An 11,412-nucleotide genomic window follows, 5' to 3' on the forward strand; every position below is an offset into this window, starting at 1 on the left:
TGAGGTTAAGGTGGTTGTGAATTTATTTTTTAATTGCTACAGTGAAATATCGAATTTGCGAATATCGAATGTTTTTGACTTTGTAAATTTATAGATTCTTCGAAACTAAAAACATTCGCCAATTCGATATTCGCACATTCACCATTTGCCAATTCGCCATTTCTTACAGTTCATCCCTTAGCAGGGGCATACTCATACAATGAAATCCTCCTCTTGCACGGGATAGCTCTGCCGAGGGCATCAGTATCAACGTATCGGTAATAGCTTCCACTTGGGTGCTGCCGCTTTCCAGTTGCGCTATCAATTCTTTTACATGTATCACGTTAAAGCCGTTTTGTGCAAAGGCTTCGGTGGTTTTATCGTTGCGGTCGTAACCTAATACCACGCCTTCTTTTAATGCCAGTAAATTACAGCTGTCGGTCCATTGCTCCCGGGCGCTGTAAGGAAATTCGTTGTTGCCGCTGAAGATGATCTTTACTTCACCGCTGCAGTTAAGGTCTGTTTTGCTGATATCGATCAGCAGGTCTTCCAGGCTTTCAAAATGTACCGGTGCATCCGGCGCATTTTTATGAAACTGCATGATCTTTATCTTCTCTTCCTTTTTTACTTCCAGCAGACGTTCTATATCACTGGCATCTTCCTGCTTAATAGCCTTGCGGCTGAAGTTGCCCAGCATTACCCATACATCGCGTTTTACCTGCGTAAATACGGTGTCGATATGCATATAATCCCGCTTCTTGGGAATTTTTATGATGGTCACTTTTTCTACAATGTTCATATCGAACATGGTATTGGTGATCTTTACCGCGGCTTCCAGCGTGGTTCTTTCGCTTACGCCTACCAGTAAGTGTTTTTTGCTGATCACCATGATGTCGCCACCCTCCAGTGTTACTTTTTTCTCATCCTCTTCTTTGGGCAATAAAAAGCTGTGCTGGCTGTCGCTCAGTTCAATGATATTGTTTTTATAATCCGCAAACAGGGGATGCTTAAAAAAAATATATTTTGCCAGCAGCGCTTCCCTGGTACGTGCTTTTTTGGCTGGCTTGTTCAGCAGTACATAATTATTAATGGTAATGCCGATATCTCTTGTAAAAATAAAATTGGGTATGGGCGCAAACAGCAGTTCTTTTTTTACAGAGGTGCCCGATACAAATGTCTTGGCCAGCTCTTTGGATGAATAACTGCACAGTTCATCTTTGGTAAGATAAGTACAGCCTTCAATAGCGCATACCGATGCCACCAGTTCGGCTTTAAGATTGGCATCTTCCAGTATATCGGCCAGCAGCCATTGTAATTCTATTACTTTATCGCTTTTGTGAAAGCCGTCGTTTTCCGGTTTATAAAAAGCCCGTTTATTTTCCGCCGCATCAATAGCAGGCAGTTTACCTTTTATTTTATCAGCATCTAAAAAATATAAAAGGATCTTGGTATAATAATCATATTCGCATTTGCGGATGGTTTCTAAATGCACAATATCTTCAAACAACCAGTCCTGCGCTTTGGATGGCACCACTTTGCCCAGGCCACTATCGGGGCTGTGTACCAGCAAGCGCTTTAAAGTACCCACTTCGGATGTTACGGATACCTGTAATGTACTATTCATACAAAATATTTTCGTTAATAATGTAGTAAAAGCAAAGGAGGAAATAGTACCGGCAGATCAATAATCGGGCATGCAGTTAAGGCCACGGTACATCCATGCAAAATGGGCGGTTAAGAATACTATCGTGGAGCAATGGTTCATATAGAGGCCGCAAAGGTACGCTTTTTGGCGCATATGGCCTTTGGGCCCTTAACAGTAAGGGTGGTTTGCTTTTCAGCCATCAATCGGCGTAGCGTATCTTGATCACCAGTTTTTTTACCACTTTATTGCCACCAGGGGTAATATTGGGGCGGTGTGCATCGGTGGGAAAGAAGAGAAAGAATGTGGTGGGTGTACCCACATAAAATTTTCCTTCGGCGGTATAGTTGGCCACGTCTTTTTTATCGTCGTATTCTTTTATTACGGTAGCTTTTGCCACCGGCCATACGCCCATCTTTTCTTCGCCGGTAATGATATATTGCAGATCAATGTATTTGCGGTGCGATTCCCAGGTGGTTTTATCAAAATCCTTCGACGGGTCTTCGGTAATGGATGCAAAAACATTGTCGCCATCAATAGGGTATTTTCCTTTGGCCAGTGTTACCAGGTCGTGTTCTTTTATAAATGCAAAGGCTTTATCCCAGTAGGCTTTGTTCAGCTGGTACTGCCTTGCCAGTTCCTGTTTATTGATGGAGGAATGTGGTTGGGCATTGGCCCCGCCTAGCCAGGCTTTTTTGCGGTACCATTTTTTAACCTGGTGCTTGGTGAGTTGTTTTTGCTGTGCAAATGTGGGGGTTAAAAAGCAAGACAGGATGAATACGGAAGCAAGCGCAATAAGATATTTTTTCATGAAACCACTTTTGATATGTTGTAATAAGTGGTAAGTTAACGAAAAAAAATAGATGCGGTTGTTCGGCCGCATCTAAGTTGTTCAAATAATTGTTCCATCATAAACGGTAACCCGTAAACCGATGGATGCTCTGGGTTATATAGGGAAGAGGGATCAGTGTTACCAACTAACCGGTTCAACCCTAAATTTCTCGCCATAAAGGCACGGATCAATTAGAAACCAATTATACAACGCAAATATTGCTAGTCTTTATTCCTTATCCTCGATATCACGCACTGCACCAGTTTTTCGCCCGATTGCGGCTCCCGGAACACCAGGTAACATGCCTTAACTGCACTGCGGATCGATTCTTCCGGCACGTCAACGTATTTGTTTTGAATTTTCCTTACCAGGTAATCTTCCTCCCATAACTGTATATCCGGATTAACAACGGGCTCACTGTTATCAATACTCTTTTTGCCAAAAAAATCAGCCCATTTTCTCAAAATAAGTTTTCCTTTCATAGACATCCGGAGTTTTGAAATCAGTACATAAAGTTTATTCATTACGGCCGGATTGGTAATAGCGCACTTACCTTATTTTTTTTCGCTTTTTACGCAGTAAATACCGTATTACTACGCATGTTTTTCTTGCAGTTTTCACGGATTTTTATCCTGTTAACCTAATAAATCACTAAAAATTGAAATCTTATGAGCAATTCAGTTTCCCCCGATGGATTTAACTTCATTTCATTACCACAAGCAGTGGCAATGACGAGCCTTTACCGTAAAGAAAGAGATTCGATTTTAAAACCCGAACTGGTAGGCCAGAACATTCTGCCGATTTGCGAAACCTTTGACCGCAAAGCGTTTGATTATTTACTGGGCGAGGGCGGCTGCACCGGCCTGCGCTTTTACCTGGGTATGGATGACAAATTGAATGTACACATTATTGCGGTAGGCATTAATGAAAAAGGCGATGATATGCTGCCTTTAATGACCAGTGCACCCGGCGATCCCGGTGATCAGATAGTTGAGAACGGGCAACGTTGTCCGCTCGATTGTCCGCCACCGTCACCTCTTAATGAATAATTGTCGATATATTTATCCCCGATGAATAACCAGATAAGTTATTTTATTAGAGTACTTTTTAGTTTTAGTATTATCATTCCGGTAATAATAAGCTGGGTAAGATTTAAAAAGAATCAACCCGGCTTATTATCCTTTTATTTACTGCTTATGGTTAGGGCTGGCCAACGAAACCATCAGCCTTTTGTGCTCCTATTTTTTTCAAAATAATGTTGTAAACAGCAATATTTATATCTTACTGGAATCCCTGCTCATTACCTGGCAGTTTTACCGATGGAAATTATTTGCTAACACACACTGGTTATATATCCTATTGTGCTGTGTTTTTTGTGCAGAGTGGATATTTGAAAGCATTGTAATTTCAAAATTCACCCTCAATAATTCTTATTTTACTATTCTTTATTCTTTTATTATTGTGTTGATGAGTATTTCGGTGATCAATATGTTGCTGGCAAGAGAAAGAAAATCTATTGTAACCAACCCGGTTTTTATAATTTGTGTGACTTTTATTCTTTTTTACACCTTCAATATTTTTGTAGAAGCCTTTTGGCTTTACGGAACCCATGCAGGTGAGGAGTTCCTGAAATCCAATAGAACATTCATGTTTTATGTTTTCAACATTGTGCAGTATATCAATTTATTTACAATTTTTGCATACGCATTAGCTGTTTTATGGATGCCCACCAAACAACGATTTACACTACCCTCCTGATCATTAGTATCCTGGGCGGTAGTATCCTTATCTTCTTTATCATTTCCATGCTGAAACAGCACCGGAGAAATATTGATTTGTATAAATCCAAGATCAGGGCAGAGATCACCACGCTGGAAAACGAACGGGGCCGGGTATCCGCCGACCTGCATGATGAACTGGGGCCTTTACTGTTTACCGTTAAATTTAAAATAAGCAGCGTTGATGATGCCAATGCCGAAGACCAGCGCATGCTGGAAGAAGCGAGCACCCACCTGGATGAGATCATCCAGCGCATCCGCGAAATTTCCAACGACCTGATGCCGGGTACGCTTTTACGTAAGGGGGTGTATTTTGCTATCGAGGAATTCATCAGCAATCTTTCTAAAAAGATACCCCTTACCATTAATTTTACTTACGATAATGTAGCGGAGCTATCCAGCGAAAAATCGGTGAACCTTTACCGTATTGTGCAGGAGATCATTCATAATACATTAAAACACGCCAAAGCCACTACTTTAAATATCCGGCTTACAGCTACCGCCGATAAACTGGTGCTGGACAGCCAGGATAATGGCATTGGCTTTAATTATTCAACCGAAAGAAAAGAAAATACCGGGCTGGGCCTGCGTAATTTATTAAGCCGTACCGAACTGATGGGCGGCGATATTTATGTAGAGTCGAAACCTGGTGCAGGAACCATATACACTATAGAGATACCATTACCTTAACCTGATGAATTATGAAATCATTGTATGTTCCTATCAGGATCGTTCTTGCAGACGATCATGAAATATTCCGCGACGGCTTTGCCGGGCTGCTGAAAAAGCAAAACGAAATTCAGCTGATAGGCGAAGCTTCGGACGGTACAGAATTAATTGCCGTAACCGAAAAACTGCGGCCCGATGTAGTGTTAACCGATATCAGGATGCCGGGGATGGATGGTATTGAAGCCACAAAAATTTTAACGCAGCGCTTTCCGCAGATATTCGTGATCGCCCTTTCTATGTTCAACGATGATAACCTGGTAATTGATATGATGGAAGCAGGCGCCAAGGGCTATCTTTTAAAGAATGCGCATAAGTCCGAGATCATTGAAGCCATTAAGACCGTGCACAAGCACGAAATGTATTATTGCAAACAAACCTCCAATAAACTGATACAGCTGTTGGCCAAAAGCAATACCGGCTTTCATAAAGAATCGCTGCGACCCAAGTTCTCTAAAAAAGAAATGGAAGTGATCAGCCTGATATGCCAGGAGTTTTCCAACAGCGAAATATCAACACAGCTTTGCTTGAGCATACGCACCATTGAAGGCTACCGTAAAAAGATACAGGAAAAAATGATGGTGAAAAATACTGCCGGCATTGTAGTGTATGCCATCAGGAATGGTTTGTTTAAAATATAAAGTGTTTTATTTTTTATAAAAATCCGTAGTTCTACGGTTGTTCTTTACTGTAAATTGTTTTAACTTTAAATAAGTTACCCCCGCTGCAAATTCAAAACCAGGCAAAACGTTACTGCTAATAACAAACCTTTAAACAACTGACTGAACACAACTTTAATGGTTGTGCCCGATTGTTGCTATTGTATAATGCCATTGGGTGAATGACCCAACCTTTGAGAAACGGTATGGAAAGGATGTTAAAAATATTGATGCTGGAAGACAGCCCACAGGATGCGGAGATCATACAACATTTCCTTTTAAAGAAAATGCCCCACTGTATATTCCACCTGGTAATGACAAGGGATGCATTTGTTGATGCCCTGGATAATTTTGCGCCCGACCTCATCCTTTCGGATAATACTTTGCCGCAGTTCAATGCCACCGAAGCATTGGAAATTTTCAATACCCGTTCTTTATTCATTCCCTTTATATTGGTCACGGGTACTGTATCCGAAGAGTTTGCTGCCGGCATTATTAAAAAAGGCGCTGATGATTATATTTTAAAAGACCGCCTTACCCGCTTACCCGCTGCCATTGAAGCAGCCCTGCAAAAGAAAAGAAGCGAATCCGCCATTAAGCAAAGTGAGGAAGTAAGAAAGCTGATCATGAATGCCTCGCTGGATGCTATTGTTTGCATCGACACCCACACTTTGATAACTGTATGGAACCCGCAGGCCGAAAGAATGTTTGGCTGGAAGGAACAGGATGTATTGGGTAAAGAACTCTCCCGCTTTATTATTCCCGAGCAGTATCGCAAAGCGCACAGCGATGGGGTAAATCATTTTCTTAAAACAGGCGAAGGCCCGGTGTTGAATAAAGTGGTTGAGCTGACCGCATTGCACCAGTCGGGTAAAGAATTCCCTATTGAACTGGCCGTGGCCCACGTTAAAAAGAACAATACAGAATTTTTCTGCGCATTTATCCGCGACATTACCGAGCGCAAACGCTCCGAAGAATCGCTGAAGACAATGGAAGAAAGGATATTGGCGCAAAAGATACAGGAGCAAAAGAAAATATCGAGGGCCATCATTAAAGCGCAGGAAGAAGAAAAGAATTATATCGGCAAGGAGCTGCACGATAATATCAACCAGATACTGGCCAGCACCAAAATGTTTTTAAGTTCGGCCGCTAAAAAAAATGAAGCGGTTCGTGATCTTATCAAATACCCGCTGGAGCTGATCGATACTTCCATTGAAGAGATCCGTTTATTAAGCCATAAACAGGTTACACCGTTAAAAAATATCAACCTGGAAAGACTGATCCGCAAAATGCTGGGCTCTTTTGGCCAGGGCGGTTTACCCAACGTGGATTTTAGCTATGCAGTTTTGAACGAAACACTTTCTGACGACCTGAAATTAAATATCTACCGCATTATGCAGGAGCAGATGAGCAATATTGTAAAACATGCCGATGCCAGGAATGTACATATCTCCATCAAAGCAGCAGCACAGGTCATCAGCGTGGTGGTAATGGATGATGGCAAGGGATTTAAAACTTCGGTTAAGCGTAAGGGTATTGGCATCTCCAATATCATGAACCGGGTGGAAGCCTATAATGGTAAGGTTACAATAAAAAGCAGTCCCGGTAAGGGCTGCAAAATAAGTGTGGTCATTCCCTGGTAAAATATTATTGCTGTGGTGCAGGTGTGGCTTTAGGTGTTACGGTGGGCGCAGGTACAGTCATAGCAGCGCCGTTTACCACCACGTTCTCAAATTTTAATCCTTTCACATCACTTGTTTCTAACGTGCCGGTTTTTAATTGCACATCTACATTTTTTAAAACGATCTCCCCAAATTCCGTATCAGGATTGCCTACTATCTTTCCCATTGAGCTATTGCCCGTGCCTTTAACATTGGTGATGCTGATATTGCGTACCAAAGATTTCGGTGGTTGCTGGCCCTTCAGGTCAAAGTATTGCGACCAGGGTGCGATGTTAAATAGCACGCCGCCATTTTCCATTGTAATATCTTTTAAGCTGATGTTCTCGTATTGCTGCGGTGTATCAGGGCGCAGTTTTAATCTTAATACCGTTGGCCTGCGGGTAATGCAGCGTTCCACATTCACATCTCTTACTATAGTGGCTTCGCTGCCGCAGGTTACAATACCGCCGCCTGCTTCAAATACACAATCTAAAATATGAATGCGTTCTACCGGCGGGCTGTCTTTATCCTGTAATGCAAAGGGCCCCTTGGTGCCCTTCAAAGCAATACAATCATCCCCCACTGAAAAAAAACATTTGCTGATGGTGATATCCTGGCAGCAATCCACATCAATACCATCCGAGCTGGGTGCATGATCATCCGGTACTTTTCCATCCGGCGCAGTAAAACGGCAATTCTCTACGGTAAGGTTCTGGCATTTGTACAAATGCAGGTTCCAGAAGCCGGAGTTCTTATAATTAATGCCGCTGATGATCACATCCTTTGAATTCTGCAGTAAAGTAAGCCGTGGACGTGGTACACTGAGGTTGGTGGTTTTTTTATCAATGGAACGTTTTCCGTAAAATTCTTTCCAGAAAGGGGCACCATTACCATCCAGGGTACCGGCGCCGGTTATACGCAAATGATCTACCTTATCACCATTCAGCAAAGCCGCAGGCCAGGGTTCAAAATGGCCTTCCACCCGGGTCATAGCGGTGGGATAATCGGCAATATTGGTAGAGCCTTTCAGCACACCGCCTTCCTGTATCTCCAGGTTCACGCCGGGCTTTAGAAAAAGCGACCCGGTCAAAAATTCTCCTTTAGGCACTACAACAGTGCCGCCTTTTTTAGCGCACTCATCAATTACGGCCTGTATAGCTTTTGTATTGAGTGTGGTGCCATCGGCAACAGCGCCGTGTTCGGCAATATTGTATTTTTTATCTGCAATTGTTTTTGCTGCAGCTGTTGCCATGCAAAATGATAACAGCAATGCCATGGAGAAGATCCTTTTCATATAGAAGTAATGCCTTGTTAGGAGCAGGAACAAAACTACAGGTATTTACTATACAGCAGGGCCGGTTCAGGACAGCAAATGACGGTTGCAGCCCGCCGCCATAATTAAAAAAGGCAACCATGAAGAATCACGGTTGCCTGAATTTATGGGTATTTGCCTGAACACTTATTGTTGCATGCCTTCGGTGGCATTGTTGTCTCCGCCATTGCTCTTGCGTTTAAAGAGCGACGCATCCAGCTTACCAAAACGATAGGTAAAGTTGAGCTTGAACATCTGTGGGTCACGCAGGCGGCTGTATGTTTGCGTAAAATAATCGCTGTAAGAATACTGGGTGTTGATACGGGTTCTGAAGATATCTGTTACACTCAGTGACACCGAAGCGGCGTTATTTTTCAGGAAACTCTTTTTAACCGCCAGGTCCATACCCCATGATGGTTTGATATAACCCTGCGAAGAACTCTGGCTCTGCATCATTGGCGGACCGCCCATGGTGTTACCAGAGCTTACCGGTAAATTGGTTTTTGACTGGTAAGTGGTGGTAAACTGTATGGCATAATTAGAAGGTAATTTGAAATTACTGTTGAACTTGCCGAACAGGCTCCACAATGCATCCTGCTGTGTAGTGGTAACATTGCTGGTATTCACTTTTGAATTATATACATTCAGGTTGGTGCTGATATCCCACCATTTGGTAAGATTATTCATCACGGTTGCCTCTGCACCGGCTGCATAGCTGGAGTTGGCATTGATATAAGTGTTGATCAGTTCTGTATTACCGCTTACCGCATCTGTTTCCTGCGACAGGTAACGGGTAATGAGGTTATCGGTATGTTTATAATACAGCGAACCTAAGAAAGTACTGTTCTTCTGGAATGTTTTTAAATAAGACAGTTCCAGCGACTGTGTGAACTCGGGCACCAGGTTAGGGTTACCTCGGGTAATATTCAGTTTATCCGTATAATCTGTAAAAGGTATCAGCTGAAAAAAGTTGGGCCTGTTGATACGGCGGCTGTAACTCAACTGCAGCTCCTGCCGGTTGTTCAGCTTCTGGCTTAAGAATACAGAAGGGAATAAACTTACCGGGTAGCTGTTCTTAAAAGTTTCGCCACTGCTGGTCAACGTACCGGTGTAATTTGAACTTTCTGCACGCAATCCCAGTTTATAACTGAAATCTTTGATGCTGTTGCTGTAAGTAGCATAAGCAGCATACACATTATCGGTATTCTTATAATTGCTGGTGGCAGAAGGTATCAGCAGGTATTGCTGTGCACTGTCATTGTACAGGTAATTATCATTTACATTCACCCTGCTGCGGATGGCTGCACGCACACCGGCTTCCAGTTTAGCAGTTTTGCTCAAAGGCAAAGTATAATCCGATTGAATCGTAAAATTCTTATCACTGCCATTACCCAACGCAGTCTGCAGTTCAGTACCACTTACAGCGCCTGTATTGGTGAAGTAATTGGTGCTGTATAAAGAGTTATTATTGTTCTTTCCACCAAAATAATTAGCGTCTACAGTAAGTTCTTCGCCCTGTTTAGGAAAAATATGTTTAAAACCGAAAGATAAACCCTGCCCGTTGAATTCCCGGGTACCAGTGCTTAAGCGCTGGCTTAAAGAACTTATTTTACCGCTGTTGTACAAACTGTCTGTTGAAATACCGATCAGTTCATAAGGATTGAACTCACCATGCACTTTCATAGCAGATAAAGAAAGCGTGGTTCTGTTGGTGGCAAAATAATCCAGCCCCACTTTTCCAAACAAAAAGCCACCGGTTGTTTTATTGTAATTTTCCTGGTTAGTAACGGTTTGCGGCGTTGTAAGCTGGCTCACCCTGTCGGTAGTACCGGTAGTGCGGGCCTTGTTCTGGTTACCGTTAACGGATACACTAAAATTGATCTTGTTCTGGCGCACATTAAAATCGGCGCCGCCATTCAAAGCCCCTCTCTTATCCACTCCCGCACGCAGGTTACCATTATACCCGGTTTTTTTATTCTTCTTTAAAACGATATTTAAAATACCGGCACCGCCACCCGAAGCATCATACTTGGCCGAGGGATTGGTGATCACTTCCACGCTTTCAATGGCATCTGCCGGTATCTGGTCTAAAGAAAGCGTGGTGGGCCTTCCGTCTACCAGCAACTGCGGGGCACTGTTACGCAAAGTAACATTACCATCTATATCCACATTAACGGAAGGCACATTACGCATTACATCAACACCCGTACCACCTGCGCTCATAATATTCTTTTCTACATTAAATATTTTTTTATCGGCATTTAATTTTATCAATGGCGCCGATGAAGACACTACGGTAATACCCTGCAACTCTTTTGAATCGGCTGTTAATTTGATATTGCCCAGGTCTTTATCTGTTGAAGGCGGCGCCATGCTGCCATCTGTATTCCTGCTGAAGAAACTGATCTGCGATTCGTAGGCTTTATATCCCACGCTGCTGATCTTGATCACGTACCTGCCTTTCAGTGGCACATCTTCAAAACTAAAATCGCCATTGGCCTGTGTAAGGGCCGATTTATATAAAAGCTGTTTTGATTTTTTGGTAACGGTATCCATTTTGTTTTCCATCAGCAGTACCGAAGCCTGTGCCAATGGCTTACCATCATTGTCGGTTAATTTACCATAAATATGAGCGCTCATGTTGCCCATATTGCCTCCCGGTTTCATACCTGCCGGAGGCGTTGGCATTTGTGCAAATACCGGTGCAAAGCCCACCACAATTGCAGTCAGTAATAATAATTTTTTCATTTTGCTATTTTTATGTGTTCAGTTTTTAATTGCGGTGTAAAACTAACACGGCAGGCGGGGGTGATTTTTGTAAAA

The 11,412-nt window shown here is 42.7% G+C and carries 9 protein-coding genes; 4 read left to right on the forward strand and 5 right to left on the reverse strand.

What is annotated here, in order from left to right; genetic code table 11:
- Positions 1-163: 163 nt before the first annotated feature.
- The 3 genes from QM738_RS05670 to QM738_RS05680 all read right to left on the reverse strand — a co-directional run bounded on the left by QM738_RS05670 (position 164) and on the right by QM738_RS05680 (position 2,935).
- Complete coding sequence (locus QM738_RS05670) at positions 164-1,603, reverse strand: arginine deiminase family protein (RefSeq protein ID WP_462275708.1); 1,440 nt, start codon at positions 1,601-1,603, stop codon at positions 164-166.
- 220 nt (positions 1,604-1,823) lie between these two features.
- On the reverse strand, positions 1,824-2,432 hold the full coding sequence (locus tag QM738_RS05675) for a NanQ anomerase/TabA/YiaL family protein (protein WP_462275709.1): 609 nt from the start codon (positions 2,430-2,432) through the stop codon (positions 1,824-1,826).
- Between the two features lie 242 nt (positions 2,433-2,674).
- Positions 2,675-2,935 (reverse strand): hypothetical protein, encoded by a 261-nt coding sequence (locus QM738_RS05680; protein ID WP_462275710.1) that lies wholly within the window; start codon positions 2,933-2,935, stop codon positions 2,675-2,677.
- Positions 2,936-3,121: 186 nt separating this feature from the next.
- On the opposite strand from QM738_RS05680, the gene QM738_RS05685 reads away from it, so the two are divergent.
- The 4 genes from QM738_RS05685 (at position 3,122) to QM738_RS05700 (ending at position 7,259) form a co-directional block, all read left to right on the forward strand.
- Complete coding sequence (locus tag QM738_RS05685) at positions 3,122-3,502, forward strand: hypothetical protein (protein ID WP_462275711.1); 381 nt, start codon at positions 3,122-3,124, stop codon at positions 3,500-3,502.
- A 669-nt stretch (positions 3,503-4,171) separates the two neighbouring features.
- Entirely contained in the window at positions 4,172-4,921 is a 750-nt protein-coding gene (locus QM738_RS05690) for a sensor histidine kinase (RefSeq protein WP_462275712.1), read from the forward strand.
- Between the two features lie 11 nt (positions 4,922-4,932).
- A complete protein-coding gene (locus QM738_RS05695; protein ID WP_462275713.1) occupies positions 4,933-5,598 on the forward strand; it encodes a response regulator in 666 nt (221 codons plus the stop codon).
- 224 nt (positions 5,599-5,822) lie between these two features.
- Positions 5,823-7,259, forward strand: coding sequence for a PAS domain S-box protein (locus QM738_RS05700; RefSeq protein ID WP_462275714.1), 1,437 nt, complete (start codon positions 5,823-5,825; stop codon positions 7,257-7,259).
- 4 nt (positions 7,260-7,263) lie between these two features.
- Here QM738_RS05700 and QM738_RS05705 read toward each other — a convergent pair whose 3' ends face one another.
- Positions 7,264-8,571 (reverse strand): glycoside hydrolase family 28 protein, encoded by a 1,308-nt coding sequence (locus QM738_RS05705; protein WP_462275715.1) that lies wholly within the window; start codon positions 8,569-8,571, stop codon positions 7,264-7,266.
- A gap of 165 nt (positions 8,572-8,736) precedes the next feature.
- Positions 8,737-11,337 carry an outer membrane beta-barrel protein gene (locus QM738_RS05710; RefSeq protein ID WP_462275716.1) on the reverse strand — a complete coding sequence of 867 codons (2,601 nt, stop codon included), beginning with the start codon at positions 11,335-11,337 and terminating at the stop codon, positions 8,737-8,739.
- Between the last annotated feature and the right edge of the window lie 75 nt (positions 11,338-11,412).

The sequence above is a fragment of the Ferruginibacter sp. genome, assembly GCF_049840995.1.
GTDB lineage: Bacteria > Bacteroidota > Bacteroidia > Chitinophagales > Chitinophagaceae > Ferruginibacter.

Excerpts from the sequence above, each read along its gene's own strand:
- QM738_RS05670 (WP_462275708.1), bottom strand. The coding sequence starts at position 1,603 with ATGAATAGTACATTACAGGTATCCGTAACATCCGAAGTGGGTACTTTA.
- QM738_RS05675 (WP_462275709.1), bottom strand. The coding sequence starts at position 2,432 with ATGAAAAAATATCTTATTGCGCTTGCTTCCGTATTCATCCTGTCTTGC.
- QM738_RS05680 (WP_462275710.1), bottom strand. The coding sequence starts at position 2,935 with ATGAAAGGAAAACTTATTTTGAGAAAATGGGCTGATTTTTTTGGCAAA.
- QM738_RS05685 (WP_462275711.1), top strand. The coding sequence starts at position 3,122 with ATGAGCAATTCAGTTTCCCCCGATGGATTTAACTTCATTTCATTACCA.
- QM738_RS05690 (WP_462275712.1), top strand. The coding sequence starts at position 4,172 with ATGGATGCCCACCAAACAACGATTTACACTACCCTCCTGATCATTAGT.
- QM738_RS05695 (WP_462275713.1), top strand. The coding sequence starts at position 4,933 with ATGAAATCATTGTATGTTCCTATCAGGATCGTTCTTGCAGACGATCAT.
- QM738_RS05700 (WP_462275714.1), top strand. The coding sequence starts at position 5,823 with ATGGAAAGGATGTTAAAAATATTGATGCTGGAAGACAGCCCACAGGAT.
- QM738_RS05705 (WP_462275715.1), bottom strand. The coding sequence starts at position 8,571 with ATGAAAAGGATCTTCTCCATGGCATTGCTGTTATCATTTTGCATGGCA.
- QM738_RS05710 (WP_462275716.1), bottom strand. The coding sequence starts at position 11,337 with ATGAAAAAATTATTATTACTGACTGCAATTGTGGTGGGCTTTGCACCG.